Consider the following 25,166-nt stretch of genomic DNA (forward strand, 5'->3'; position numbering starts at 1 on the left):
GGTTCCCGTGGGAACCCCGGCCCTCTGTCGTACCGCGGTGCCTACTCGGCCTTGATGGCGCTGAGCATGTTCAGGCGGGCGGCGCTGCGGGCCGGCCAGAGCGAGGCCAGGACGCCGACCAGGGCGGCCAGGAGGAGGAAGATCCCGACCCGGTCCCAGGGCACGACCAGGCCGTAGCCGGGCAGGCTCGCCTCGAAGGTCTTGCCGATGGCCCAGGCGAGGAAGGTGCCGAGGCCGATGCCGACGACCGCGCCGAAGACCGAGATCACGACGGCCTCCAGGCGGACCATGCGCTTCACCCGGCGCCGGTCGAGACCGATCGCGCGGATCATGCCGATCTCCTGCTGCCGCTCGAAGACGGACATCGCGAGGGTGTTGACGACGCCGAGGACGGCGATGATCAGGGCCATCGCGAGCAGCCCGTACATGATGTTCAGGAGCAGGTTGATCTGGCCGCCGAAGGTGTCGCGGATGTCCTTCTCGTCCATGACGGAGATGGCCGGGTTGTCGCCCATGGCCTTGGTCAGGGCCTGCTCGTGGGCGTCGCTCGGGCCGCCCTCGGTGGAGACGAAGATCTGCGGGATGTACTTCTCGGGGTCGTGCGCGTCGAGGACCTTCGTGTCCACGAGGACGGGGGAGAGGAACTCGCTGTCCTTGTAGATCGCGGCGACCTTCAGCTCGCCCTTCTTCTTGTCCAGGTACTCGACCGGGACGGTGGCGCCGACCTTCAGGCCGCGCTTGTCGGCGGTCTTGTCGGCGACGGCGATCTGGCCGTCGGCGAGCCCGCTCAGCGAGCCCTGCAGGACGTCGACCTTGAGGACCTTCTCGATGGCGCCGGGGGTGACGCCGGAGGCGGAGACGTAGGAGCCCTTGATGTCGAGGGCGCCGGCCTGCTGCGGGGAGACGGCGGTGACGCCGGGGGCCTTCTCCAGGGCGGCCAGGGCCTCCGGGGACAGGCCGCCGCCGCTGGCCATGGAGACCATGTAGTCGGCCTTGATCTGCTCGACGGTCATCTTGTCGAGGGCCTGTCCGGCGCTGACGCCGATGACGGTGAGGCCGGTGACCAGGGTGAGGCCGATGGCGAGCGCGGAGGCGGTGGCGCCGGTGCGGCGCGGGTTGCGGACCGCGTTGAGGCCGGCGAGCTTGCCGGAGATCCCGAACGCCTTCACGAAGAAGGGACGGATCAGGGCGATCACGGGCCGGGACAGGAACGGGATCAGGATGATGATGCCGATGAGGGTGGCGAAGGCGCCGCCCGCGATGGTCATCCGGCCCTCGTCGCCGCCGGCGTTGGCGCCGAGCACGATCAGGGCGGCGCCGAGGGCGGTGATCGCGGCACCGATCGAGTTCCGCACGACGAGCGACTTGGCGTTCGGGGTGGCGTGGACGCTGTTCATGGCGGCGACCGGCGGGATCTTCGCGGCGCGGCGGCCGGGCAGCCAGGCGGCCAGCATGGTGATGACGACGCCGACGCCGAAGGCGGCGAGCACCGGGGTGGTGCCGAGGACCAGGTCGCCGTCCGGGACCTTCATGTCGAAGGCGGCCATGCCGGAGCGCAGGCCCACGGCGAGCCCGATGCCGAGCAGGTAGCCGACCGCGGAGGCCACGATGCCGACGATGCCGGCCTCGGCCAGGACGGAGCGGGTGATCTGCTTGCGCGAGGCACCGACCGCGCGCATCAGGGCCAGTTCCTTGGTGCGCTGGGCGACCAGCATCGTGAAGGTGTTGGAGATCAGGAAGACGCCGACGAAGAGGGCGATGCCGGCGAAGCCGAGGAGCGTCTGGTTGAGGGCGCCGAGGCCGGACTCGATCTCCCGGGCCTGCTCGTCGGCGAGGGCCTGGCCGGTCTGGGCGGTGGCGGCCTTCGGGACGACCTTCAGGACCTCGTCGCGGAGCTTCTCGTCGTCGGCGCCGGGGGCGGCCGAGACGTTCAGGTCGGAGTAGTAGCCGGGCTTGAGGTACAGCTTCTGGGCGACCGGGGCGTCGAAGACGACGAGGCTGCCGCCGGCGTTGACGGCGCCGTCCTCGGTGGTGAAGACGCCGGAGAGGGTGTACTCCTTCACCGGGCCGTTGGTGGCCACGCGGACGCGCTCGCCGACCTGGTAGCCGCCCTTGTCGGCGGTCTCCTTGTCGAGGGCGATCTGGTCCGCCGCGGTGGGTCCGGCGCCGGTGGTGAACGCGAGCGCCGGGTCCTTGCCGTCGGGGCCGGGGGCGAAGTTGACGCCCTTGTTGGACCAGCCGGAGCCGATCAGCTTGCCCTTGGCGTCCGGCACGCCGGCGAAGCCGTCGACGCGGGGCTGGACGCCGGTGACGCCGTCGAGCTTCGCGACCTTGTCGACGGTCGCCTGGGAGAGGCCCGGGTTCTTGGCGGCCTCCTCCGGGTCCGGCCGCAGGCTGACGGCGACGGCCACGTCGTCGTAGCTCTTCGCGGACTGGCCGCGGAAGGCCTGGGAGAGGGTGTCGGTGAAGACGAGGGTGCCGGAGACGAAGGCGACGCCGAGCATCACGGCGAGCACGGTCATCAGCAGCCGCGCCTTGTGCGCGAGGACGTTGCGCAGGGCGGTACGGAACATGGGTGAGGTCCTGGAGGTCCGGGTGGCGGGGGATCGGGTACGAGGAGCGCGCCGGGCGCGTCAGCTCGTACGGCCCTTGGTGTCGAAGGCCTTCATCCGGTCGAGCACGCCGTCCGCCGTGGGCCGGAGCATCTCGTCGACGATCCGGCCGTCGGCCAGGAAGATCACGCGGTCGGCGTAGGAGGCGGCGACGGGGTCGTGGGTGACCATGACGACGGTCTGGCCGAGCTCGCGGACGGAGTTCCGGAGGAAGCCGAGGACCTCGGCGCCGGAGCGGGAGTCCAGGTTTCCGGTGGGCTCGTCGCCGAAGATGATCTCCGGCTGGGAGGCGAGGGCGCGGGCGACGGCGACGCGCTGCTGCTGGCCGCCGGAGAGCTCGGTCGGGCGGTGCTTGAGGCGGCCGGAGAGACCGAGCATGTCGATGACCTTCTGGACCCACGCCTGGTCGGCCTTGCGGCCGGCGATGTCCATGGGGAGCGTGATGTTCTCCATGGCGGTGAGGGTCGGCAGCAGGTTGAACGCCTGGAAGATGAAGCCGATCTTGTCCCGGCGGAGCTGGGTGAGCTGCTTGTCCTTGAGGGTGGACAGCTCGGTGTCGCCGATCCGGACCGAACCGGAGGAGAAGGAGTCGAGGCCGGCGACGCAGTGCATGAGCGTCGACTTGCCGGAGCCGGAGGGGCCCATGATCGCGGTGAACTCGCCCTGGCGGAAGTCCACGCTGACCCGGTCGAGCGCGACGACCTGCGTCTCGCCCGCTCCGTAGACCTTCGTGAGCTCCGCGGCGCGGGCGGCCACGGCGGTGACGCGGGGCACGGTGGGGGTGGTGGTCACGAGGGGACTCCTGTCAGGACGGTCGAGCGGATCGGCGGCAACCCGGTGTCCCGGGAACCACTCCATCGTTTCGAACGTTCTTGTCCAGGTCGTCCGCCCACGTGCCCGTTCCCGGGGCCCTCTCGGGTCGGACCGGGGGTCCCGCTCCTCCTCCTCTGGTATGACGGCGACCCTGACGGCGGACGTGACACACCTGCGGCGAGATCTGGTCAATCCGGGGGTGACCGCTTTGCGCCTGCGACCCCCGTCACAGTTCGGGAAAACCCCTCCCACCTGCACTGACGCACCCTCAGACGTCAATAAAATAAGACAACATCGGTCGCTCGTTCCGCTGAACGAGGGAAGGGCCCCGATAGGCTCCTGTGCCAACGCGGAGCTTCGCGGCAACGCCCGGATGGTGGAATAGCAGACACGGCGAGCTTAAACCTCGCTGGCCTTCGGGCCGTACCGGTTCAAGTCCGGTTCCGGGCACCACCCCGGGCCCAGGTGACCCCTGCGGCCCGGCGTTCCGCCCCTCTCCTCCCTCCCCTCCCTCCCGGGCTCCCGGTGGCCGGTTGAAGATCGAAAGTTGTCGCAAAAGATCCTCCCCGAGCACTAGAGAGTTTCTTTTGCCTACGCATTACCCTTGACGCAAGGCCGCGCAGTGCGGCCGTCCATGGAGGAGTGAGATGAGGAGCAGCAACCCGGTCTTCTCGCGACGGGGGTTCAGCCGCGACAACGGCTACGCGGGCTTCAACGCGCAGCAGCCGCAGGCCGGGGGCCCCGCCGTCGGAACGAACCCCTACGCGACCGGTAACCCGTACGCCGAGGGTGCGACGGCCAACCCGTACGCCACCAACCCCTACGCGCCGCAGGACGTCCAGACGGGCGCCCCGCAGCAGGCGCGCGGCAACGTGATGACGATCGACGACGTCGTGAGCCGTACGGCCATGACGCTCGGCACGGTCGTGCTCACCGCCGTCCTGTCCTGGCTGCTGCTGCCGGTCGACCCCGCGAACCTCGGCAAGTCCTACGGCATCGCCATCGGCGCCGCCCTGGTCGCGCTCGTCCTGTCGCTCGTGCAGTCCTTCAAGCGCAAGCCGTCGCCGGCGCTCATCCTGGGCTACGCGGCCTTCGAGGGCGTCTTCCTCGGCGTGATCTCCGCCGCCGTCTCGACGTACATCGCCGACGGCGTGGTCATCCAGGCGGTCCTCGGCACCATGGCGGTCTTCGCCGGCGTGCTGACCGCCTACAAGATGGGCTGGATCCGGGTCAACCGGCGCTTCACCGGCTTCGTGATGGCCGCCGCCATGGGCTTCATGCTGCTCATGGTGGTCAATCTGCTCTTCGCCGTCTTCGGCGGCGGTGACGGCCTCGGCTTCCGCAGCGGTGGCCTCGGCATCCTCTTCGGCGTCATCGGCATCATCCTCGGCGCCTGCTTCCTCGCCCTCGACTTCAAGCAGGTCGAGGACGGCATCACCTACGGTGCCCCCCGCGAGGAGGCGTGGCTGGCCGCCTTCGGTCTCACCATGACCCTGGTGTGGATCTACCTGGAGATGCTGCGTCTGCTGTCGATCCTCCAGGGCGACGACTGACGCACCCCGTGACTCGGGGGAAGGGCCCGTCCGGCACTCGCCGGGCGGGCCCTTCCGCGTCCCTCCCCGGCGCCCCCGGTAGGGTCGGCCGGGTGCTGGATACGAGTGAACTGACCGCCGCCGTGGAACGCTTCGCCGACCGGCTGCGGGTGGCCCCGCAGAGCCGCCTCCAGCGGGGCGCGGCCGCCGAGGGCCTGGCCCTGGCGAGGGACCTCGCGGTGCGCGCCCAGCGCGCGGAGTTCCCCGACCGGGAGCCGAGGACCATCCCCGACGCGGGCGTCTTCACCGTCGCCGACCAGCTGGCCGTCGCGGGCGCCGACCTCGCCGAGATCCTGAGAACGGCCCCGTCCCCCTCCCGCGAACGGGAGCTGGACGAGGCCGTGAGGCTGGTGCGGGAGGCGCGGGAGCGCGCGGGGCTGTGAAGGGCCCCGAGGGGGCTACAGCGAGGCGATGACGCGGTCCGCGAGGATGTAGACGTTCTCCTCGTCGGACTCGCCGTACGAGAACGTCAGGGCGAAGGCGCCGGAGACGCCCGAGCCGCCGAGGAGGACCGGGCTGCGGCCGGCCCGGAGGGCCTCCGCGAGGCGCTCCGCGGTCTCGCGGTGGCCCGGGGTCATGCAGAGCGTGGTGCCGTCGGCGAAGACGTACACGTCCAGAGTGCCGAGCGGTCCCGGGCGGACGTCCGTGAGGGCCGTGGCCGTGTCGGCCAGCTCCTCCAGGCGCGCCACCGTCCGCTCGTGGTCCGTGACCACCGGCGTCTGCACCGGCACGAAGTCCGGGTGCGAGGGGTGGCGGCGGCGGGCGGCGGCCAGCTCCGCGGAGTCCTCGGGGTACTCGGGGAAGTCGTCCACCGGGTCGACGACGCCGTCGAGCGCGGCGGCCTCGGCCTCCATGGCCTCCAGGGCCATCGCCTCCAGGCCCACGAAGTCCGTCTGGCGCGGCACGAAGAGGCCGGTGGACTCCTCGCCGCCCAGACCGCCGAGGAGGGCGGAGGGCGCGTCGGCCGCGTCCCGGGCCTCCTGCGCGGCCCAGAAGGCCCGCGCCTCGGCGAGCTCGCGCTCGCGCTCCTCGGCCAGCGCCTCCGCGACCGCGGCCCGTATCTCGGCGGCGGGCGTGGTGCGGGCCGCGGGGACCGTCACGCCGCGGCCGGCGGCCAGCTCGGTGCGCAGGGCGGTGACCTCCTGGCGGAGACCCCGCACGTGGTGCAGGGCAGCAGCGCCCACGGCCGTGGCAGCGGCCGTGGTCAGCAGCAGGGCAAGAGACATGGCGCTCACTGACGTACTCCCGATTCGAGTCGATCCCCCGACTTCCTACATCAGCTTGTCGCGGCCCGGGACCCCCTGTCAGTGCATTACGTCACGAAACGGACAGGTATTTCGGCCGGGTGTTTAGTCCCAGAACTACTCTGACCTGCGAAAACGAACTCCCCCGGGATGTATGTCACATCCTGGGGGAGATTCGGTCACGGCTTGGACGCGAGGAGGTTGACGCGTTCGGCCCGTGGAGAGCGGAGGCGGCTCGGCTCAGCTCGGTCACTCGATCCCGTGGCCACACTGAGCGTCGCTTCCGCCGCGGCTCGGCTCAGTCGCTCGATCCCGTGGTCGCACTGAGCGTCGCCTCCGCTGTGGGCAGGTGCCGCCCTCGTTCCTCGGGCGGCCCCTACCCTCCGCCGCGGCTCAGCTCAGTCGCTCGATGACCATCGCCATGCCCTGGCCGCCGCCGACGCACATGGTCTCCAGGCCGAACTGCTTGTCGTGGAACTGGAGGCTGTTGATCAGGGTGCCGGTGATGCGCGCGCCCGTCATGCCGAAGGGGTGGCCGACGGCGATGGCGCCGCCGTTGACGTTCACCTTGTCCAGGTCCAGGCCGAGGTCCTGGTAGGAGGGGATGACCTGGGCGGCGAACGCCTCGTTGATCTCGGCGAGGTCGATGTCGCCGATCGTCAGGCCGGCGCGCTTCAGGGCCTGCTTCGACGCCTCGACCGGGCCGAGGCCCATGATCTCGGGGGAGAGGCCGGAGACGCCGGTGGAGACGATCCGGGCCAGCGGGGTCAGGCCCAGCTCGCGCGCCTTGGTGTCGGACATGATCACGAGCGCGGCGGCGCCGTCGTTCAGCGGGCAGCAGTTGCCGGCGGTGACCAGGCCGTCGGGGCGGAAGACCGGCTTGAGGCCGGAGACGCCCTCCAGGGTGACGCCCGCGCGCGGGCCGTCGTCGGTGGCGACGACGGTGCCGTCCGGGGTCGTCACCGGGGTGATCTCGCGCTCCCAGAAGCCGTTCTTGATGGCCTGCTCGGCGAGGTTCTGCGAGCGGACGCCGAACTCGTCCATCTCCCGGCGGCTGATGCCCTTCATCCGGGCGAGGTTCTCCGCGGTCTGGCCCATCGCGATGTACGCGTCGGGGACCAGGCCGTCCTGGCGCGGGTCGTGCCAGGAGGAGCCCTCGGACGCGGCGACCTCGGCGGTGCGGGCCTCGGCGTCGGCGAAGAACGGGTTGTGGGTGTCCGGCAGCGAGTCCGAGTTGCCCTTCACGAAGGAGGACACCATCTCGACGCCCGCCGAGATGAAGACGTCGCCCTCGCCCGCCTTGATCGCGTGCAGCGCCATCCGGGAGGTCTGGAGCGAGGAGGAGCAGTAGCGGGTGATCGTGCAGCCCGGCAGGTGGTCCATGCCCATCTGCACGGCCACGATGCGGCCCAGGTTGTTGCCCTGCTCGCCGCCGGGGAGGCCGCAGCCCAGCATCAGGTCGTCGATGTCGCGCGGGTCCAGCTCGGGGACCTTGGCCAGCGCGGCCTGGATGATCGTGGCCGTGAGGTCGTCGGGGCGCAGGTCCTTCAGGGAGCCCTTGAAGGCCCGGCCGATGGGGGAACGGGCGGTCGAGACGATCACGGCTTCGGGCATCACGGCTCCAGGGGTCTGGTGGCGGTCGGGCTCACTGGGAAGTTACCCGGACGTACCGCGCGGGGTCACCGGCAACGGCGTGTGACGAGGGCCTCTTTTCTAAGCGCTTGCTCAGGTCCGCGGGGAGTCCTGCGGCAGCGGCTCCCCGCGCCCCTTCCGCACGTCCCCGGGCTCCCCGCTCCCCGCCCCCTCCGCCGCCGCGCCCCCGGGCGCCTCCGCGCCCTCCGGCGCCTCCGTCAGGCGCCGCCGGCGCCGGTGCTTCAGGAGCGCCCAGGGCGCCCGGGCCCCGGTCACCTCCGTACCGGCCTGCCGCGCCGCCGCGGCCGCAGCCTTCGCCACCGGCAGCATGCCCTCGCTGCGGTCCGCCTCCGGGCGGTCCGCTTCCGGCCACACGCCGAGCGAGGCGCACAGGGTCGGCAGCACCGCCATCGCGGCCGTCGCGTACCCCTCCGCCGACGGGTGGAAGAGGTCCACCCCGAACATCTCGCGCGGGTTCGCCGCGAACTCGGGCCCCAGCAGGTCGCCCAGCGACACCGTCCGCCCGCCCTGCTCCACCACCACGATCGTCTGCGCGGCCGCCAGCTGCCGGGAGGCCCGGCGGGCCAGCCAGCGCAGCGGCTGGTAGACCGGCTCGATCGTGCCCAGGTCCGGGCAGGTGCCGACGACCACCTCCGCGCCGGCCGTCCGCAGCCGCCGCACCGCCGCCGCCAGGAGCCGCACCGACTCCGTCGCGGGCATCCGGTGCGTCACGTCGTTCGCCCCGATCATGATCACGCAGACGTCCGGGGGGCCCAGCGGCTGCGCGAGCAGCAGGGACACCTGCCGCTCCAGGTCGTCCGAGCGGGCCCCCGACAGCGCCACGTTCTTCAGCGCCACCGGGCGCTCCGCGACCGCCGCGAGCCCCGAGGCGAGCAGCGCGCCCGGGGTCTGCCCCGCCCGGCGCACCCCCTGGCCGGCCGCCGTGGAATCACCCAGAAGGGCGAGCCGGAGCGGGTCCTCCGTGCCGAAGGCCCTGCCGTACAGACCGTCCGTCGCCGGCGGCAGGGGAGCCGTCCCCGTGCCCACCGTCCGCTTCGCGAGCTGCGCCTCCGCCAGCAGCACCCCGACCGCGGCCACACCGATCAGACCGATGCTCCCGCCGCCGTACGCCGCTCCCGCCGCGATCCGGCGTGCCACCCTCGCCCTGGACATCGGGGGCGTCACCTCCTTCGAGCCGTACAGGTCCTTCAAGCCGTTCAGGGTCTACTGCCCCGAAAGGAGTCCCGACTACGCATACGCTGGCCACACCATTACGGAGACCCCGGAGAACACGGTGCAATTCCACGACTCGATGATCAGCCTCGTCGGCAACACCCCGCTGGTGAAGCTCAACAACGTGACGGCCGGCATTCAGGCCACCGTCCTCGCCAAGGTCGAGTACTTCAACCCCGGCGGGTCGGTCAAGGACCGCATCGCGCTGCGGATGATCGAGGCGGCCGAGCAGAGCGGTGAGCTGAAGCCCGGCGGCACCATCGTCGAGCCCACGTCCGGCAACACCGGCGTCGGCCTGGCGATCGTGGCCCAGCAGAAGGGCTACAAGTGCATCTTCGTCTGCCCGGACAAGGTGTCCCTCGACAAGATCAACGTGCTGCGGGCCTACGGCGCCGAGGTCGTCGTCTGCCCCACGGCCGTCGACCCGGAGCACCCGGACTCGTACTACAACGTCTCGGACCGCCTCGTCCGCGAGACGCCGGGCGCCTGGAAGCCCGACCAGTACTCCAACCCGAACAACCCGCGCTCGCACTACGAGACCACCGGTCCCGAGCTGTGGGAGCAGACCGAGGGGAAGATCACCCACTTCGTGGCGGGCGTCGGCACCGGCGGCACCATCTCCGGCACCGGCAACTACCTGAAGGAGGCGAGCGACGGCCGGGTCAAGGTCATCGGCGCCGACCCCGAGGGCTCCGTCTACTCCGGCGGCTCCGGCCGTCCGTACCTGGTCGAGGGCGTCGGCGAGGACTTCTGGCCGACCGCCTACGACCGGAACGTCACGGACCGGATCGTCGCGGTCTCCGACAAGGACTCCTTCCAGATGACCCGCCGCCTCGCCAAGGAGGAGGGCCTGCTGGTCGGCGGCTCCTGCGGCATGGCCGTGGTCGCCGCCCTGGAGGTCGCCAAGGAGCTCGGCCCGGACGACGTCGTCGTCGTCCTGCTGCCGGACTCCGGCCGCGGCTACATGTCGAAGATCTTCAACGACGAGTGGATGGCCGACTACGGCTTCCTGGAGGACACCTCCACGGCCACCGTCGCCGACGTGCTGCGGCACAAGGAGGGCGTCATGCCCTCGCTGGTCCACATGCACCCGGACGAGACCGTCGGCCAGGCCATCGAGGTGCTGCGCGAGTACGGCGTCTCCCAGATGCCGATCGTGAAGCCCGGCGCCGGCCACCCCGACGTGATGGCCGCCGAGGTCATCGGCTCGGTCGTCGAGCGGGAGCTCCTGGACCACCTCTTCACGAAGCAGGCGTCCCTGGAGGACCCGCTGGAGCAGCACATGTCCGCGCCGCTGCCGCAGGTCGGCTCCGGCGAGCCGGTCGCCGACCTGATGTCGGTGCTCGGCGGTGCCGACGCCGCGATCGTCCTGGTCGAGGGCAAGCCCACCGGTGTCGTCAGCCGTCAGGACCTGCTCGCCTTCCTGGCCAACGGCGGCGCGAAGTAGCACCCCGGAGGGTGTGGCGGGTGTTCGCTCGGGCGTTCGCGCAAACGGTACGAGCGCGTCACGTCCGCGCAGCACCCGCTTAACACGCCTCCGGCAGAGTGTTCCTCGTCGGCGTCACAGAACTTCCGGAGCGGCTCCCGGACCTCTGAAGACGCCGCGGACGCGGAGACCGGCCCTGACCCGGGCCCGTGTCCCCCGCGGGGACCGCCGTCGTCCCGCCCCCCAGCGATGGGGGTGCGGCGGTCCCCGCGTCAGACTTTCCCCGGCCCGTGCGGTCAGAGCTGGGTGATCGGGCGCATCGCCAGGCCCTCGGTCCCGGCCCAGCCGTTCACCCGCGCCGCGTCGTCCACCGAGACCGTGTCCAGGCCGTCGGGAAGGTCGAAGACGAGCGTGCCGCGCAGTTCGGTGCCCTCGCCGGCGACCAGCGTCGCCGTGAAGCGGTCGGACTGGTCGTACTCCGCCTCGCCGCCCTCGTCGTTGCCGAAGACGTACAGGCCGGCGTAGGCCTTGCCGCCGCCCTCGACGACGACGGGCTCGGTGTCCGGCTCGCCGAGCGTCTCGACGATCGGGGCGTCGTTCCCGGCCTTGAGGCGCAGGATCGGCGCCTCGTTGAGGACGCAGGGCGTCTTCGAGCCGTTGGTGACCGTCAGCAGGAAGTGGCGGGGGGTCTCCCCGGCCGGGTCCTGGAGCTCGACCGCGGTGGAGAGCCCGTCGGCCTCGCAGTCCGCGTAGCGCGTGCCGTTGCCGCCGCCGGTCTCGCCGCTGTCGCCGGTCCCGGTGGCCGTCGGGTCGGCGGTGCCGGTGCCCGAGTCGTTCGACGGGGAGGCGGTCGTCGGCGTGCTGCCGTCGGCCGACGCGGAGCCCGAGGGGGTGGCGGTCGACGGGGCGCCGGCGCTCGGCCCCGCGGCGCCGGTGTCGTCGCCCTGGCAGGCGGTGGTCGTCAGCAGGGCCGCGACCACGGCCGCGCCGAGCGCGGCGCCACGCAGACCGCGGCGTCCTGAACGGGCCCTGAACGTGGTGGAGTTCATGTCGTTTCCTCTTCCCCCGGTGGCCGGCCGGGAGCCGGCCCGTCTGTGAGCGACATGGCTATTCTTTCCGCGTGGGGGTGGGGGGCCACCGGCGTCCCGCGTTTGTTACAGCCCTCGGACGAACCGGAAGTCGTGGCGTGACCATGACGCCTTTCCCTGCCGTCCCGGCGTCTCTGCATATCCTTATGCAGACAGGGTCAGGGATGAATGGGATGAAGGGGGACGGTATGAGCGACAGCCCGGCCGGGCGGCTCCAGGCGCTCTTCGAGGGGCACCGGCTCACGCCCACGCAGCGGCGGATCGCCCACTGCATGGTCCGGCGCGCCGCCGACGCGCCCTTCCTCTCCAGCGTCGAACTCGCCGAGCTGGCCGGCGTCAGCCAGCCCTCCGTGACCCGCTTCGCGGTCGCCCTCGGCTTCGACGGCTACCCGGCGCTCCGCCGCCACCTGCGGGAGGTCGCGCCCCCCGAGCGGCCCGCGGCCGCGGCCGGGGAGGACGCCGGGCACAACGAGTACCAGCAGGCCGTCCTGGCCGAGATCGAGAACCTGCGGCACCTCGCCGGGCTGCTCGCCGACCCCGCGCCCGTGGAGCGCGCCGGACGGCTGCTCGCCGGCTCCCGACCGCTGCTCGTCCTCGGTCTGCGCGCCGCCTCCTCGCAGGCCCGCGGCTTCGCCTACTTCGCCGCCAAGGTGCACCCGGACGTCCGGCTGCTCGACGAGGGCGGCTCGATGCTCACGGACCGGATCGACGCGGCCGTACGGGCCGGGGCCACCGCGCTGCTCTGCTTCGCGCTGCCCCGCCACCCGCGCGAGGTCGTGGAGGCGCTGGAGTACGCGCGGGCGGCCGGGCTCACGGTGGTGACCGTGGCCGAGTCCGCCTTCGCGCCCGTCGCCGCCCACTCCGACCTGCTCATCCCGGCCGCCGTCGGCACCGGTCTGGCCTTCGACACCGCCTGCGCGCCGATGCTCCTCGGCCGGGTCCTCCTGGAGGCCATGGCGGACGAGCTGCCGGACGCGCAGGCGCGTCTGGAGCAGTTCGACGCGAAGGCGGCGGAGCGGGGGCTCTTCGTGGAGTGACCCGGGCCGGGGAGGCCCGGTGCCGGGTCAGATGTCCAGTTCGGCCTCGATCTTCTTCAGCTGGTGGCGGGCCATCGCCAGGTTGGCCCGGTCCTTGGACAGGGCCAGGTAGAGGAACAGGCCGTTGCTGCCGCGCGACTTGAGCAGCCGGATGAGGTGGTACTGGGTGCCGAGGGTGATCAGGATGTCCTCGATCTCCTCCTGGATGCCCAGCATCTCCATCGTCCGGACCTTGGCCCGGACCACGTCCGTGTTGCCGGCGGCGGCCACGGTCAGGTCGAGCTCCTTGCCGCCGCCGATGGTGCCGAGTGCCATGCCGCTGGTGTAGTCGACGAGGGCCGCGCCGATCGCGCCCTCGATCGCGGCCGCTTCCTTGAGGGAGGTCTCGGTGTTCGCCATGGTGTCGCTTCCTTCTGGGTCGGTTCGGTTTCTCCGAGTGAGGGGTGGTTGGGTCAGGGGAGGTCGCGGCGGTCCAGCGCGCCGTCGACCAGGGTGCCGATGCGGGCGCTGGAGCGGCGGGCCTCCAGGTGGAGCCGGCCCACGTTGATGCGGGGCTCGGCGAGGAGGGTGAGGACGGCGGAGCCGCCGGCCGCGTAGGTGGCCACGTAGCCGGTCTCGCCGCGGACGAGGAGTTCGCGGAAGCCGCCCTGGCCGGTGGACTCGGTGAGCCGCCGGCCGACGCCGAGGGCGGCGGCGGTCAGCGCGGCCACGCTCTCCGCGGCGCCGTCCACGGTGTCGTGGGCGAGCACCAGGCCGTCGGCGCTGGCCGCGAGGGCCCCGGTGAGCTGGGGCAGCCGGGCGCGCAGGCGTCTGAGCTCGCCGAGCACCTCGGCTTCGGCTGTCATCAACTGTCTCCTCTCGGCGCGCAGGCGCAGAGCACGCCTCATCACAGGTGTGCCTCCAGGGCGTCACGGAGCCGGCGCAGCAGGGCGATGTCGGGGTCGGCCACCGGCGGGACCGGTACGTAGGCCGGGGAGGGCGGTGCGGGGGTGGCGTCGGGGGCCGCGTCGAGCGGGGTCTCGACGAGTCCGGCGGCGGCGAGCCTGCGGACGTCGAGGAGGGTGTGGAAGGCGGGGCGGCCGAGGAACCGGGCCAGCTCGGCGGGGGTGCGCTTGCCGTCGGCGGCGGCGCGCTGGGCACGGCGGCGGGCGCCGACGCCCTGGCCCGGGGCGGCCGGGCGGGGCACCACGGGGGCGGTGTCGACGGCGGCGTACGGCCAGACGGCGTCGAGGAGTTCGCGGCGGCGCAGGGTCTCGCGCTCGACGGCCTCGGCGGAGACCGGGCGGACCGTGCCGAACCAGTGGCCGACGCCGTACCGGAAGCGGGTGGGGCCGCTGGTGGGGGAGAGGGCGAAGAAGGCGGCGTCGAAGACGGCGCCGAGGTGGCAGATCTCCAGCTCGCCGTCGCGCAGCCGGCCGCTGTCGACGAGGAAGCGGCCGACCGCGCGGTGGGCGCCGGCCCGGTCGACCGCCTCGTCCCAGCCCTCGCGGGGCAGTCGCCCGGCGGTGGTGAGCAGGACGTCCATGCCGGGGGAGGCGGGGCTCTCGGCGTGCACGACGCGGCCGTCGACGAGGTAGAGGGTGCCGTGGTCGCGGAGCAGGGCGCCGGTGGCACGCTCCGCCGCGAGCCGCACGAGCATGGGGGAGACGCTCATCCCAGGACCAGCCGCTCGGCGAGGTCGCCGAGGCGGATGCGGGCGAGGGCGAGGTTGCCGGTGTCGCGGTCGAGCCAGAGGTGGAGGAAGACGCTGCTGTCGAAGGAGGTCCGGACGAAGCGGAGGACGTGGTAGCCGGCGCGGGTGGTGACGATCAGGTCTTCTACGGGCGGCTGGCCCTCGGCCTCCTGGGCGCCGTCCGGGTCGTCGGCCGAGGCGGTGAAGGAGTCGAACTCGGCGGCGGCGCGCGCCAGTTCCGCGGTCTCCGCGGCCGTCGTCTCGTGGTCGCCGACCGGCGACTCGCCCGCCGTCCCGAGCGCGAGGCCGCTGTTCCAGTCGACCAGGGAGGCACCGCGAGCACCCGGCAGGGTCATGGCCTCCATGAGGCACTCGTCGATTCCGGGCACGCGGGTTCCCCTCCCGATACGGCGTGCGAGCAACGGCAGTGACGGTGACGTTACTGAACGGCGCCTCCCCGGGAGGGGGTTCTGGCATTTTCCATCGGAACATGCCCAAGCGCGGCCGGAATCAGGTAGAGAAGCGTCCGGCGGACGCCGTCAGTAGTGGCTCTCGACCGTCCTCGCGATGTCGTCCAGGTCCTTCGCGAGCGCCTTGGAGACGGCCTTCGCGCCGAAGCGGGCGAGGAGGCGGGCGACGGGGTTCTGCCGGCGGCCGGGCGCCGGCCGGGCGGAGAAGGTCATCCGCAGCACGCTGGCGTCCGGCCCGTCGGTGCGCAGCGAGAGCTCGGAGACGTAGTGCATGCCGTGCGAGTCGGCGACCGTCACGTACCGGTCGGGCGGCTCGCACTCGGTGACGGTCATCTCCTCCGTGGCCTCCTTGCCCAGCATCCTCCGGGTCTCCCGCCAGCGGGTTCCCACGCCGAAGCCGCCCTCGGTGAGCACCTCGACCTTCTGGACGCCGGACAGCACCCGGGGCATGTCCGGCAGGTCGGTGATCGACTCCCAGACGCGGCCGGGCGAGGCGGCGACCCGGCGCTCGACGACGACGGTGGTGGTGGTCATGGCTCCATCGAAGTGGCTGTCCCGGCCCGCCGCTACCGGACGAGCGCGTCGGCGTGCGCGCCGCCCGCCTCGGCGACGATCTCCTCGGGGGTCTGTCCGGGGCGGACGGTCGCGAAGGAGACCGTGCCGTCGTCGGCGACGGTGAAGCCGTGCACGGCCGGGCGGGGCAGGCTGTTGTAGGCGTAGTGGTGGGCGAAGGCGTACGCGCCGGTGTCCGGGACGGCGATCACGTCGCCCGGGTGGAGCGGCGGCAGCGCCCGGCCGGCGGCGAGCAGGTCGCCGGCGAAGCAGGCCGGGCCCGCCACGTCCTGGACGGTGGTCACGCCGGTCCGGGGGCGGCCCCCGGAGTCGTACGCGAGGATCCGCAGCGGCCACGCCTCGGGGGCGTAGACGGTGCGGGTGGCGAGCTGGACGCCGGCGTGGGTGACGGCGATGGGGCGGCCGCCGGAGGTCTTGGTGTACTCGACGCGGGTGAGGACCGTGCCGTGCTTGGCGAGCAGCGAGCGCCCGAACTCGGTGACCAGGCGGTAGCGCCCGTCGAGGAGGCCGGGGACGGTGGCGGCGAGCAGCCGGGCGTAGTCGGCGTAGGAGGGGGTCTCCTCGTCGGAGGCGAAGTTCACCGGGAGGCCGCCGCCGATGTCGAGGGTGTCGATCTGGGCGCGGCCCGCCTTGGCGTTGATCTCCTCGGCCAGCGCGTACGCGGCCCCGACGCCTTCGGCCATCAGGGTGAGCGGCACGCCCTGGGAGCCGGTGTGGGTGTGCAGCCGGGTGAGCCAGGGGCGGTCCAGGTACGCCTGGACGACGGCCTCGCGGGCGCCCTCGTCGCGCAGCGCGACGCCGAACTTGGAGGTGGCGGTGGCCGTGGAGAGGGCGCCGATGCTCCCGGCGCCGACCTGCGGGTTGACCCGGAGCCCGAGCGGCGAGGCGGTGGGGGCGGAGGCGACCAGGGCGTCGATCCGGGCCAGTTCCTGGAGGTTGTCGGCGTTGACCGCGATCCCGAGGGCGAGGGCCTCGCGCAGCTCGGCGGGCGTCTTGGCGGGCGAGTCGAGGACGGTGCGGGACGGGGGCAGCCCGGCGGCGCGGGCGAGGGCCAGCTCGCCGGGGCTGGCCACCTCGGCGCCGATCCCGGCGTCGGCGAGCAGGCGCAGGACGGGGACCAGGGGGCACGCCTTCACGGCGAAGGCGTGCAGCACCTCGGCCCGGGTGACGGCGGCGAAGGCGCTGGTCAGGGCGGCGGCGGAGGCGCGGATGCCGGCGGTGTCGAGGAGGGCGACGACGGGGGCGGCGGGGGTGCGGGGGGCGCCGGGAGGGCCGGGGATCGTGGCGGCTCCGGCGGCTTCGGGGGCTGCCGTGGTTCCGGGGTGTCCGGGGTGTCCCGGGTTTCCGGGCGCCAGGAGTCCTTGGGCGACGGCGGCTCGGACGGCGAGATCGCGGCGGTGGGAGGCCATGGGTCCCATCCTGGCGGGGCGGACGCGGGGCGTCACGGGGGCGTGCGCGGGGGCGTGCGGGGCGCCCGCCCGGGGCGCGCGGGGATCCGGTGGCGCCCGTCCGGGGGCGTGCGCGCGGGCGGCGGGAGTCCCCGTCGCCGGGGCCCGTGCGCCGCGCCCTGTTGACTACAACTATTCAGCAAGCCAGGATGTGAATATCTGAACGACATTCGAGGAGGCACCGCCATGTCAGGACCCCGCCCCGTACGGGCCCCGCGCGGTACGGAACTGAGCGCCCTGGGATGGCAGCAGGAGGCCGCCCTCCGGATGCTCCAGAACAACCTGGACCCCGAGGTCGCCGAGCACCCCGACAAGCTCGTCGTCTACGGCGGCACCGGCAAGGCCGCCCGCGACTGGCGCTCCTTCGACGCCATGGTCCGCACCCTGCGCACCCTCAAGCAGGACGAGACCATGCTGGTCCAGTCCGGCCGCCCGGTCGGCGTCATGCAGACCCACGAGTGGGCGCCCCGCGTCCTCATCGCCAACTCCAACCTGGTCGGCGACTGGGCCAACTGGGAGGAGTTCCGGCGCCTGGAGGCCCTCGGCCTCACCATGTACGGCCAGATGACGGCCGGCTCCTGGATCTACATCGGCACCCAGGGCATCCTCCAGGGCACCTACGAGACCTTCGCCGCCGTCGCCGCGAAGAAGTTCGGCGGCACCCTCGCCGGCACCATCACCCTCACCGCCGGCCTCGGCGGCATGGGCGGCGCCCAGCCGCTGGCCGTGACGATGAACGACGGCGTCGCCATCTGCATCGACGTCGACCCGCGCGCCATCGAGCGCCGCATCGAGCACCGCTACCTGGACGTCAAGGCCGACAACCTGGCCCACGCCCTCCAGCTGGCCACCGAGGCGCGCGACGCCCGCCGCCCGCTCTCCATCGGCCTCCTCGGCAACGCCGCCGAGCTGCTCCCGCAGATGCTCGCCGAGGGCGCGCCCGTCGACATCGTGACGGACCAGACCTCCGCCCACGACCCGCTGTCCTACCTCCCGGTCGGCGTCGCCTTCGAGGACATGGCCGACGCCGCCGCCAAGGACCCGGCCGGCTTCACCCGCCGCTCGCGCGAGTCGATGGCGAAGCACGTCGAGGCCATGGTCGGCTTCATGGACGCCGGCGCCGAGGTCTTCGACTACGGCAACTCCATCCGCGGCGAGGCCCAGCTGGCCGGCTACGACCGCGCGTTCGCCTTCCCCGGCTTCGTCCCGGCGTACATCCGCCCGCTGTTCTGCGAGGGCAAGGGCCCGTTCCGCTGGGCCGCCCTCTCCGGCGAGGCGAGCGACATCCACAAGACGGACAAGGCGATCCTCGACCTCTTCCCGGAGAACGAGTCCCTGCACCGCTGGATCAAGATGGCCGGCGAGCGCGTCCACTTCCAGGGCCTCCCGGCCCGCATCTGCTGGCTCGGCCAGGGCGAGCGCGACAAGGCCGGCGCCATGTTCAACGACATGGTCGCCGACGGCACCCTCGCCGCCCCCCTCGCGATCGGCCGCGACCACCTCGACTGCGGCTCGGTGGCCTCCCCGTACCGCGAGACCGAGGCCATGCTCGACGGCTCCGACGCCATCGCCGACTGGCCGCTGCTCAACGCCATGGTCAACGTCGCCTCCGGCGCCTCCTGGGTCTCCCTCCACCACGGCGGCGGCGTCGGCATGGGCCGCTCCATCCACGCCGGCCAGGTCTCCGTCGCCGACGGCACGAAGCTCGCGGGCGAGAAGATCCGCCGCGTGCTCACCAACGACCCCGGCATGGGCGTCATCCGGCACGTCGACGCCGGCTACGACATCGCCGAGCGGGTCGCCGACGAGAAGGGCGTCCGCGTCCCGATGCGCGAGGGCGACCAGGCGTGAGCGAGACCTTCCACGCCATGTGGCGGTCGCTGCGGCCCCTCGGCCGCAGCGCCGCCTCGGGCGGCTACCGCCGCTACGCCTGGACCGAGGCGGACGCCGACTGCCGGCTCTGGTTCCGGATGCAGGCCGAGGCCCGCCGCCTGGACGTCGAGACCGACCGCAACGGCAACCAGTGGGCCTGGCTCGGCGACCCCACCGCGGGCGACGCCGTCGTCACCGGCTCCCACCTGGACTCCGTCCCCGACGGCGGCGCCTTCGACGGCCCCCTCGGCGTCGTCTCCGCCTTCGCCGCCCTCGACGAACTCCGCGCCCGCGGCGTCTCGTTCAAGCGGCCCCTCGCCATCGTCAACTTCGGCGACGAGGAGGGCGCCCGCTTCGGCCTCGCCTGCGTCGGCTCCCGCCTCACCTCCGGTCAGCTGACCAGGGAGAAGGCGTACGAGCTCCGCGACGCCGACGGCGTCTCCCTGCCGCAGGCCATGGAGGCGGCCGGCCACGACCCCTCGCGGATCGGCGCCGACCCGGAGCGGCTCGGCCGCATCCGCGCCTTCGTCGAGCTGCACGTCGAGCAGGGCCGCGCCCTCGACCTCTCCGGCGACGCCGTCGGCATCGCCTCCGCCATCTGGCCGCACGGCCGCTGGCGGTACGACTTCGCCGGCGAGGCCAACCACGCGGGCACCACCCGGCTCGTCGACCGCCGCGACCCCATGCTGACGTACGCCGAGACCGTCCTCGCCGCCCGCCGCGAGGCCGAACTCGCGGGCGCCGTCGCCACCTTCGGCAAGATCTCCGTCGAGCCCAACGGCGTCAACGCCATCCCCTCGCTGGTGCGCGGCTGGCTGGACGCCCGCGCCGCCGACCAGGAGTCCCTGGACGCGGTCGTCACCGGCATCGAGACCGCCGCCCGCGACTACGCGGCCAAGCACGGCATCGACCTCGCCGTCGTCCGCGAGTCCTTCACCCCGGTCGTCGACTTCTCGCACGCCCTGCGCGACGAGCTGAGCCGCGTCCTGGGCGAGAAGACGCCCGTCCTCGGCACCGGCGCCGGACACGACGCGGGTATTTTGTCCGCGTCCATCCCGACCGCCATGCTGTTCGTGCGCAACCCCACCGGCGTCTCCCACTCCCCGGCCGAGACCGCCGGAGAGGACGACTGCGTGGCCGGGGTCCGCGCCCTCGCCGACGTACTGGAGGACCTGGCGTGCCGCTGACGACGACGTACTGGCTGGAACACGCCTGGCTCGGCAGCTACGCCGAGCCGGGCGTCGCCCTCGACGTGACCGACGGCCGGATCGCCGCCGTCCGCACCGGCGTGGACGCCCCGCCGCCCGGCGCCACCGTCCTGCGCGGCTTCACCGTCCCGGGTCTCGCGAACGCCCACAGCCACGCCTTCCACCGGGCCCTGCGCGGCACCGTCCAGGTCGGCTCGGGCACGTTCTGGACCTGGCGCGAGGTCATGTACACCGTCGCCCAGCGGCTCACCCCGGACAGCTACTTCGCGCTCGCCCGGGCCGTGTACGCCGAGATGGCGCTGGCCGGCATCACCGCCGTCGGAGAGTTCCACTACCTCCACCACGCCCCCGGCGGCACCCCCTACGACGACCCCAACGCCATGGGCGAGGCCCTGATCGCCGCCGCCCGCGAGGCCGGCGTCCGGATCACCCTCCTCGACACCGCCTACCTCTCCGCCGGCTTCGGCGCCGCCCCCGACCACCACCAGCTCCGCTTCTCCGACGGCACCGCCGAGAAGTGGGCGGAGCGCGTCTCGGACCTCAAGGAACGGGACGGCGTACGCGTCGGCGCGGCGATCCACTCCGTCCGGGCCGTCCCCGCCGACCAGCTGTCGACGGTGGCCCGCTGGGCCGAGGAGCGGCGGGCCCCGCTCCACGTCCACCTCTCCGAGCAGACCGCCGAGAACGAGGCGTGCCACGCCGCCCACGGCGTCACCCCCACCCGGCTCCTCGCCGACCACGGGGTCCTCGGCCCCCGCACCACCGGCGTCCACAACACCCACATGACGGAAGCCGACATCGCGCTCGTCGGCTCCACCTCCACCGGCACCTGCATGTGCCCCACCACGGAACGCGACCTCGCCGACGGCATCGGACCCGCCGTCGCCCTCCAGAAGGCCGGCTCCCCGCTCTCCCTCGGAAGCGACAGCCACGCCGTCATCGACCTCCTGGAGGAGGCCCGCGCGATGGAGCTCAACGAGCGCCTGCGCACCCACATCCGCGGTCACTGGACGGCCGCCGCGCTGCTCCGCGCCGCCTCCGCCGACGGCCACGCGGCCCTCGGCTGGAACGACGCGGGCACCCTGGAGCCGGGAGCCCTCGCCGACTTCACCACCATCGCCCTCGACACCGTCCGCACCGCGGGACCCGTCCCGCGGCTGGCCCCCGAGACGGCCGTCTTCGCGGCGAGCGCCGCCGACGTCCGGCACGTGGTGGTCGGCGGCCGGACCGTCGTCCGCGACGGCGCCCACGTCTCCGTACCCGACACGGCGGGCGCCCTGGCGGCCGCGATCGCCGCCCTGCGCGACTGACCCCGGCCACCGGCCCGCCCACCCCCCCGCCCCCCACCGGAGAGCACCCATGACGACCACGGTCATCACCAACATCGGCAGCCTGGTCACGAACGACCCCGCGGTCGGCGAAGGTCCCCTCGGCCTGGTCGAGGGCGCCGCCCTGGTCCTGGACGGCGACCGGGTCGCCTGGGCGGGCCCCGCCGCGCAGGCCCCGGACGCGGACCGGCGGGTCGACGCCGAAGGACGCGCCGTCCTCCCCGGCTTCGTCGACTCCCACTCCCACCTCGTCTTCGCGGGCGACCGCACCGCCGAGTTCAACGCCCGCATGTCCGGGCAGCCCTACAAGGCGGGCGGCATCCGCACCACCGTCGCGGCCACCCGCGCCGCCACCGACGCCGAGCTGTCGGCGAACGTGGCCCGCTACCTCCGCGAGGCCCTGCGCCAGGGCACCACCACCTTCGAGACCAAGTCCGGCTACGGCCTGACGGTCGAGGACGAGGCCCGCGCGCTGCGCATCGCGGCGGAGCACACGGACGAGGTGACCTACCTCGGCGCCCACATCGTCTCCCCCGACCACGCCGACGACCCGGCGGCCTACGTCGACCTGGTCACCGGCCCGATGCTCGACGCCTGCGCCCCGTACGCCCGCTGGGTGGACGTCTTCTGCGAGAAGGGCGCCTTCGACGGCGACCAGGCCCGCGCGATCCTCACCGCCGGCATGGCGAAGGGCCTCCTGCCGAGGATCCACGCCAACCAGCTCTCGTACGGCCCCGGCGTCCAGCTCGCGGTGGAGCTCGACGCGGCGAGCGCCGACCACTGCACCCACCTGACGGACGCGGACGTGGACGCGCTGGCCTCGGGGAACACGGTCGCGACCCTCCTCCCCGGCGCCGAGTTCTCCACCAGGGCCCAGTGGCCGGACGCCCGCCGCCTGCTGGACGCGGGGGTGACGGTCGCGCTCTCCACCGACTGCAACCCCGGCTCCTCCTTCACCTCCTCGGTGCCCTTCTGCGTCGCGCTCGCCGTCCGCGACATGGGCATGACCCCCGACGAGGCCGTCTGGTCCGCCACGGCGGGCGGCGCGGCCGCCCTCCGCCGCACCGACGTCGGCCGCCTCTCCGCCGGCGCCCGCGCGGACCTCGCGTTCCTCGACGCCCCCTCCCACGTCCACCTCGCCTACCGGCCGGGCGTCCCGCTCGTGTCGGAGGTCTGGCGCGGGGGCGTACGGGTCGTCTGACGCACCGGCGACTCAGAGGTGCGCACGGGGTCGTTGAGTAGCGGTACTCATGTGGGCGGTCCCGGCCCGCCCGCATGATTCCGGCATGCCCACTCCGAAGCGCCTCCTCAAGACCGTCGCCCTCACCGCCGCCGCCCTCGGCGCGCTGACCCTGACCGCCTGCGGCACGCAGGGCGCCGCGGGGACGCCCTCGTCGGCGGCGCTGTCCGCCGCCCCGTCCGCGACCCCGTCGCCCCGCATGCTCTCCGGCGAGGAGCTGGAGAGACACCCCGACCCGACGGTGCGGGCCCAGGCGATCGCCATCCGCATCACGAACACCTGCGCCCCGGGCACCGCGATGGAGCTGCCCCCGCTGCCGGCGGTGAGCAAGCTCGCCGAGACGGTGCCGGGGACCCCGGCCGACGAGGAGCCGCCGACGCCCGCCGACGCGCCCGTCCCGCTCCCCACGGACCTGCCCGAGCCGCCCGGCCCCGAGGCGACCGTCTCCTACGACGAGGTGCCCCTGAACGAGGTCGACCGGTGCGCCGCCGACGCGCACGCCGACCGCGTCCGCGCGGCCTTCACCGGCGGCGCCCCGGCCGACGAGGCCGCGCTGCGGAAGGCGCTGGCCGGCGCCGACTACCTGCCGGAGAACGTCCACCGGATGCCCGGCGACGGTCCCCTCCGGGTCCGCGTCGACCTCCGCGACCTCTCCCCGAACGACAACCTGGCCCTGGAGGTCACCGCCACCGCCGATGGCGTGCGCGTCGACGCCTTCGGCGCCCCGGTCGCGGGCGGCCCGGAGATCACCGACATCCGCCGCGCCGACAGGTCCTGACGGCTACGCCCCCCGCACCAGCTCCACCGCCCGCCCCAGACCGGCCACCTCCGCCTCCGTCAGGTGCGGGTCGGCGGCCCGGAGGGCACGGGCCTCCGCGAGCCGGAGCGGGCCGGCACAGGCCGCGAGGAGCGCGGCGAGCGCGGCCGCGGCGCCCCCGGCGTAGGGGGCGGGGGAGACGGCGACCTCCGCGAGGAGCAGCGCCGTCATCGCGCGGTCCAGACCCGGGTCGGTGTCCTCCCGCGCCGTGCGCCAGTCGATGACGACCGGGCCCCGCTCCGCGAGGAGCACGTTCTCCGGGTGCAGGTCCAGGTGGGCCACCCCGCCCGGCACGGCGTGCAGACGGTCCAACAGCTCCGCGAGCAGCCGGCCGGCCTCCTCCGGCGTGTGCGTCCCCGACAGCACCGCCTCGCTCAGCGACGGGCCGCGCAGCCGCTCCATGACCAGGTCCGGTCCGGCCGCCCGGCGGACCGCCGGGACCGGGTAGCCGGCCTCCGCGAGCCGGACCATCAGCGCCGCCTCGCGCGCCGTGTCCCCGCCGTCGCGGTAGCGGCGCAGCACCCAGGCCCCGTCGTCGGTCGCGTACACGTCGGCCGTGCGGCCCCGTCCCAGCGGCATCCCGGTCACCCTCGTCCCCCTCCGTGATCGAAAGGCCGAGTATGCCTGCCGGGGAGGGGTTCGGGCCGGTACCGTCCTGTCCTGGCAGTGCTCAGGGGGACGACCGGGGGGTCACTAGGTGGGTGCTTGGCGTGTGCGGATCGCGCGGCCCGGGGAGCTGGGCGAGCGCGAGATCGAGGCGTGGCGGGGCCTGAGGGCCAAGTCCGGCGCCCCCGCGAACCCCTTCATGGAACCGGAGTTCACCCTCGCCGTCGGAGCCGTGCGGCCCCGCTCCCGGGTCGCGGTGTGGTGGGAGGACGGCGAGCCGGTCGGCTTCTTCCCGTACGAGAAGGGCCCGTTGGGGCGCGGCCGGGCCATCGGCTTCGGCGTCTCCGACAGCCAGGGCGGGATCTTCCGGCCCGGACTGCGGCCCGGCACCCAGGCGTTGCTGCGGGCCTGCGGGCTGGTCTTCTGGGAGTACGACAACCTGGAGACCGGGCAGCCCGTCTTCGAGGGCGCCGCCGACGAGTCCTTCGCCTCGCCCGTCATCGACGTCGGCGAGGGCTACCCGGCGTACGAGGCGCTGCTGCGCGTCCAGTCGCCCAAGTTCCTGAGGACGACCCTCGCCAAGGACCGCCGGCTGGCCCGGCAGGCCGACGGCGAGGTCCGGTTCGTCTTCGACGAGCGCGACCCGGCCGCCCTGCGCACCCTCATGGAGTGGAAGTCCGCGCAGTACCGCAGGACCGGGCGCGGCGACCGCTTCGCCCAGGACTGGATCAGCACCCTGGTCCGCCGCCTCCACGCGCAGCGCGCGCCCGGCTGCTCCGGCGTCCTGTCCGTGCTGTACGTCGGCGACCGCCCGGTCGCCGCCCACTTCGGGCTGCGCTCGGAGACCGTCCTGTCCTGCTGGTTCCCCGCCTACGACCCCGAGTTCGCCAAGTACTCCCCGGGCCTGATCCTCCACCTGCGGATGGCCGCCGGCGCGGCGGAGGCCGGGATCGGCACGCTCGACCTCGGACGGGGCGCCGCCGAGTACAAGGACGCGCTGAAGACCGGCGAACTCACCGTGTACGAGGGGGCCGTCACCCGCCCCGACCCGCGCACCGCCCTGCACTGGCTGCGCCGCGAGCCCGTCCGCGCCGCCCACGCCTACGCCGGCGCCCGTCCCGCCGTCGCCGCCCGCGTCCGCGCGGCCCTGAACACCGTCGCCGCCCTGCGCGGCGACCGCTAGCGGGCCGGTGGCGCTCCGGCGCCCCGCCCGGGCGAGGGCCGGGGCGGCACGACCGGCCACCGGCCCGCACCC

At 73.5% G+C, this 25,166-nt stretch carries 23 protein-coding genes and 1 tRNA gene; 11 read left to right on the top strand and 13 right to left on the bottom strand.

The annotated features are described in order from the left end of the window. Nucleotides 1–41: 41 nt before the first annotated feature. Both IE321_RS09745 and IE321_RS09750 read right to left on the bottom strand, forming a co-directional pair. Nucleotides 42–2,573, bottom strand: a complete 2,532-nt coding sequence (locus tag IE321_RS09745; protein WP_190222515.1) for an ABC transporter permease — start codon at nucleotides 2,571–2,573, stop codon at nucleotides 42–44. A gap of 60 nt (nucleotides 2,574–2,633) precedes the next feature. Beyond that, nucleotides 2,634–3,404 carry an ABC transporter ATP-binding protein gene (locus IE321_RS09750; RefSeq protein ID WP_190222516.1) on the bottom strand — a complete coding sequence of 257 codons (771 nt, stop codon included), beginning with the start codon at nucleotides 3,402–3,404 and terminating at the stop codon, nucleotides 2,634–2,636. A 388-nt stretch (nucleotides 3,405–3,792) separates the two neighbouring features. Here IE321_RS09750 and IE321_RS09755 point away from each other — a divergent pair. The 3 genes from IE321_RS09755 (at nucleotide 3,793) to IE321_RS09765 (ending at nucleotide 5,400) form a co-directional block, all read left to right on the top strand. Next, a tRNA-Leu gene (locus IE321_RS09755) sits at nucleotides 3,793–3,878 on the top strand. 194 nt (nucleotides 3,879–4,072) lie between these two features. After that, the gene (locus tag IE321_RS09760; RefSeq protein ID WP_043229820.1) at nucleotides 4,073–4,978 is read left to right on the top strand and encodes a Bax inhibitor-1/YccA family protein; all 906 of its coding nucleotides are present in this window, start codon (nucleotides 4,073–4,075) and stop codon (nucleotides 4,976–4,978) included. A gap of 92 nt (nucleotides 4,979–5,070) precedes the next feature. After that, nucleotides 5,071–5,400, top strand: a complete 330-nt coding sequence (locus IE321_RS09765; RefSeq protein WP_190222517.1) for a hypothetical protein — start codon at nucleotides 5,071–5,073, stop codon at nucleotides 5,398–5,400. Nucleotides 5,401–5,415: 15 nt separating this feature from the next. Here IE321_RS09765 and IE321_RS09770 read toward each other — a convergent pair whose 3' ends face one another. From IE321_RS09770 to IE321_RS09780, 3 genes are all read right to left on the bottom strand, one after another. Further along, nucleotides 5,416–6,243, bottom strand: coding sequence for a hypothetical protein (locus IE321_RS09770; protein WP_284714435.1), 828 nt, complete (start codon nucleotides 6,241–6,243; stop codon nucleotides 5,416–5,418). 411 nt (nucleotides 6,244–6,654) lie between these two features. Continuing rightward, complete coding sequence (locus IE321_RS09775) at nucleotides 6,655–7,875, bottom strand: acetyl-CoA C-acetyltransferase (protein WP_043229823.1); 1,221 nt, start codon at nucleotides 7,873–7,875, stop codon at nucleotides 6,655–6,657. Nucleotides 7,876–7,986: 111 nt separating this feature from the next. Beyond that, on the bottom strand, nucleotides 7,987–9,066 hold the full coding sequence (locus tag IE321_RS09780) for an SGNH/GDSL hydrolase family protein (RefSeq protein ID WP_226651583.1): 1,080 nt from the start codon (nucleotides 9,064–9,066) through the stop codon (nucleotides 7,987–7,989). 121 nt (nucleotides 9,067–9,187) lie between these two features. Between IE321_RS09780 and IE321_RS09785 the strand changes: the two genes are divergently transcribed. Beyond that, nucleotides 9,188–10,573 (top strand): cystathionine beta-synthase, encoded by a 1,386-nt coding sequence (locus IE321_RS09785; RefSeq protein ID WP_043229848.1) that lies wholly within the window; start codon nucleotides 9,188–9,190, stop codon nucleotides 10,571–10,573. 275 nt (nucleotides 10,574–10,848) lie between these two features. Here the strand turns inward: IE321_RS09785 and IE321_RS09790 are convergent, their stop codons facing one another. After that, nucleotides 10,849–11,601 carry a DUF4232 domain-containing protein gene (locus IE321_RS09790; protein ID WP_190222518.1) on the bottom strand — a complete coding sequence of 251 codons (753 nt, stop codon included), beginning with the start codon at nucleotides 11,599–11,601 and terminating at the stop codon, nucleotides 10,849–10,851. A 227-nt stretch (nucleotides 11,602–11,828) separates the two neighbouring features. On the opposite strand from IE321_RS09790, the gene IE321_RS09795 reads away from it, so the two are divergent. After that, nucleotides 11,829–12,677 carry a MurR/RpiR family transcriptional regulator gene (locus tag IE321_RS09795; protein WP_190222519.1) on the top strand — a complete coding sequence of 283 codons (849 nt, stop codon included), beginning with the start codon at nucleotides 11,829–11,831 and terminating at the stop codon, nucleotides 12,675–12,677. 27 nt (nucleotides 12,678–12,704) lie between these two features. On the opposite strand, the gene IE321_RS09800 is transcribed toward IE321_RS09795, so the two are convergent. The 6 genes from IE321_RS09800 to IE321_RS09825 form a co-directional block, all read right to left on the bottom strand. Then, entirely contained in the window at nucleotides 12,705–13,076 is a 372-nt protein-coding gene (locus IE321_RS09800) for a hypothetical protein (protein WP_043229824.1), read from the bottom strand. A gap of 53 nt (nucleotides 13,077–13,129) precedes the next feature. Beyond that, nucleotides 13,130–13,564 (bottom strand): roadblock/LC7 domain-containing protein, encoded by a 435-nt coding sequence (locus IE321_RS09805; RefSeq protein WP_079022404.1) that lies wholly within the window; start codon nucleotides 13,562–13,564, stop codon nucleotides 13,130–13,132. After that, complete coding sequence (locus IE321_RS09810; RefSeq protein ID WP_190222520.1) at nucleotides 13,564–14,331, bottom strand: transcriptional regulator; 768 nt, start codon at nucleotides 14,329–14,331, stop codon at nucleotides 13,564–13,566. Before IE321_RS09810 ends, IE321_RS09805 begins: the two co-directional genes overlap by 1 nt. Continuing rightward, nucleotides 14,328–14,738 (bottom strand): hypothetical protein, encoded by a 411-nt coding sequence (locus IE321_RS09815; RefSeq protein WP_043229830.1) that lies wholly within the window; start codon nucleotides 14,736–14,738, stop codon nucleotides 14,328–14,330. Before IE321_RS09815 ends, IE321_RS09810 begins: the two co-directional genes overlap by 4 nt. A gap of 150 nt (nucleotides 14,739–14,888) precedes the next feature. Then, the gene (locus IE321_RS09820) at nucleotides 14,889–15,353 is read right to left on the bottom strand and encodes an SRPBCC family protein (RefSeq protein ID WP_190222521.1); all 465 of its coding nucleotides are present in this window, start codon (nucleotides 15,351–15,353) and stop codon (nucleotides 14,889–14,891) included. 32 nt (nucleotides 15,354–15,385) lie between these two features. Next, a complete protein-coding gene (locus tag IE321_RS09825) occupies nucleotides 15,386–16,801 on the bottom strand; it encodes a type III PLP-dependent enzyme domain-containing protein (RefSeq protein ID WP_190222522.1) in 1,416 nt (471 codons plus the stop codon). Nucleotides 16,802–17,026: 225 nt separating this feature from the next. On the opposite strand from IE321_RS09825, the gene hutU reads away from it, so the two are divergent. The 5 genes from hutU to IE321_RS09850 all read left to right on the top strand — a co-directional run bounded on the left by hutU (nucleotide 17,027) and on the right by IE321_RS09850 (nucleotide 23,266). Continuing rightward, nucleotides 17,027–18,691: a urocanate hydratase gene (gene hutU, locus IE321_RS09830; RefSeq protein ID WP_190222523.1), complete on the top strand. Its 1,665-nt coding sequence runs from the start codon at nucleotides 17,027–17,029 to the stop codon at nucleotides 18,689–18,691. Between the two features lie 17 nt (nucleotides 18,692–18,708). After that, nucleotides 18,709–19,899, top strand: coding sequence for an allantoate amidohydrolase (locus IE321_RS09835; protein ID WP_190222537.1), 1,191 nt, complete (start codon nucleotides 18,709–18,711; stop codon nucleotides 19,897–19,899). Then, complete coding sequence (locus tag IE321_RS09840; protein ID WP_043229840.1) at nucleotides 19,890–21,230, top strand: formimidoylglutamate deiminase; 1,341 nt, start codon at nucleotides 19,890–19,892, stop codon at nucleotides 21,228–21,230. The genes IE321_RS09835 and IE321_RS09840 overlap by 10 nt, the downstream gene beginning before the upstream one ends. A gap of 49 nt (nucleotides 21,231–21,279) precedes the next feature. After that, the gene (hutI, locus tag IE321_RS09845; protein ID WP_043232364.1) at nucleotides 21,280–22,449 is read left to right on the top strand and encodes an imidazolonepropionase; all 1,170 of its coding nucleotides are present in this window, start codon (nucleotides 21,280–21,282) and stop codon (nucleotides 22,447–22,449) included. 85 nt (nucleotides 22,450–22,534) lie between these two features. Beyond that, complete coding sequence (locus IE321_RS09850; protein WP_190222524.1) at nucleotides 22,535–23,266, top strand: hypothetical protein; 732 nt, start codon at nucleotides 22,535–22,537, stop codon at nucleotides 23,264–23,266. Between the two features lie 3 nt (nucleotides 23,267–23,269). Here IE321_RS09850 and IE321_RS09855 read toward each other — a convergent pair whose 3' ends face one another. Continuing rightward, on the bottom strand, nucleotides 23,270–23,884 hold the full coding sequence (locus tag IE321_RS09855) for a phosphotransferase (RefSeq protein ID WP_190222525.1): 615 nt from the start codon (nucleotides 23,882–23,884) through the stop codon (nucleotides 23,270–23,272). A gap of 139 nt (nucleotides 23,885–24,023) precedes the next feature. On the opposite strand from IE321_RS09855, the gene IE321_RS09860 reads away from it, so the two are divergent. Continuing rightward, a complete protein-coding gene (locus IE321_RS09860; RefSeq protein WP_190222538.1) occupies nucleotides 24,024–25,094 on the top strand; it encodes a GNAT family N-acetyltransferase in 1,071 nt (356 codons plus the stop codon). The last annotated feature ends 72 nt before the right edge of the window (nucleotides 25,095–25,166 follow it).

Source organism: Streptomyces hydrogenans, from assembly GCF_014656075.1.
GTDB lineage: Bacteria > Actinomycetota > Actinomycetes > Streptomycetales > Streptomycetaceae > Streptomyces > Streptomyces hydrogenans.

Excerpts from the sequence above, each read along its gene's own strand:
- IE321_RS09745 (WP_190222515.1), bottom strand. The coding sequence starts at position 2,573 with ATGTTCCGTACCGCCCTGCGCAACGTCCTCGCGCACAAGGCGCGGCTG.
- IE321_RS09760 (WP_043229820.1), top strand. The coding sequence starts at position 4,073 with ATGAGGAGCAGCAACCCGGTCTTCTCGCGACGGGGGTTCAGCCGCGAC.
- IE321_RS09770 (WP_284714435.1), bottom strand. The coding sequence starts at position 6,243 with ATGTCTCTTGCCCTGCTGCTGACCACGGCCGCTGCCACGGCCGTGGGC.
- IE321_RS09775 (WP_043229823.1), bottom strand. The coding sequence starts at position 7,875 with ATGCCCGAAGCCGTGATCGTCTCGACCGCCCGTTCCCCCATCGGCCGG.
- IE321_RS09780 (WP_226651583.1), bottom strand. The coding sequence starts at position 9,066 with ATGTCCAGGGCGAGGGTGGCACGCCGGATCGCGGCGGGAGCGGCGTAC.
- IE321_RS09790 (WP_190222518.1), bottom strand. The coding sequence starts at position 11,601 with ATGAACTCCACCACGTTCAGGGCCCGTTCAGGACGCCGCGGTCTGCGT.
- IE321_RS09795 (WP_190222519.1), top strand. The coding sequence starts at position 11,829 with ATGAGCGACAGCCCGGCCGGGCGGCTCCAGGCGCTCTTCGAGGGGCAC.
- IE321_RS09800 (WP_043229824.1), bottom strand. The coding sequence starts at position 13,076 with ATGGCGAACACCGAGACCTCCCTCAAGGAAGCGGCCGCGATCGAGGGC.
- IE321_RS09805 (WP_079022404.1), bottom strand. The coding sequence starts at position 13,564 with ATGAGGCGTGCTCTGCGCCTGCGCGCCGAGAGGAGACAGTTGATGACA.
- IE321_RS09810 (WP_190222520.1), bottom strand. The coding sequence starts at position 14,331 with ATGAGCGTCTCCCCCATGCTCGTGCGGCTCGCGGCGGAGCGTGCCACC.
- IE321_RS09820 (WP_190222521.1), bottom strand. The coding sequence starts at position 15,353 with ATGACCACCACCACCGTCGTCGTCGAGCGCCGGGTCGCCGCCTCGCCC.
- IE321_RS09825 (WP_190222522.1), bottom strand. The coding sequence starts at position 16,801 with ATGGCCTCCCACCGCCGCGATCTCGCCGTCCGAGCCGCCGTCGCCCAA.
- hutU (WP_190222523.1), top strand. The coding sequence starts at position 17,027 with ATGTCAGGACCCCGCCCCGTACGGGCCCCGCGCGGTACGGAACTGAGC.
- IE321_RS09835 (WP_190222537.1), top strand. The coding sequence starts at position 18,709 with ATGTGGCGGTCGCTGCGGCCCCTCGGCCGCAGCGCCGCCTCGGGCGGC.
- hutI (WP_043232364.1), top strand. The coding sequence starts at position 21,280 with ATGACGACCACGGTCATCACCAACATCGGCAGCCTGGTCACGAACGAC.
- IE321_RS09850 (WP_190222524.1), top strand. The coding sequence starts at position 22,535 with ATGCCCACTCCGAAGCGCCTCCTCAAGACCGTCGCCCTCACCGCCGCC.
- IE321_RS09855 (WP_190222525.1), bottom strand. The coding sequence starts at position 23,884 with ATGCCGCTGGGACGGGGCCGCACGGCCGACGTGTACGCGACCGACGAC.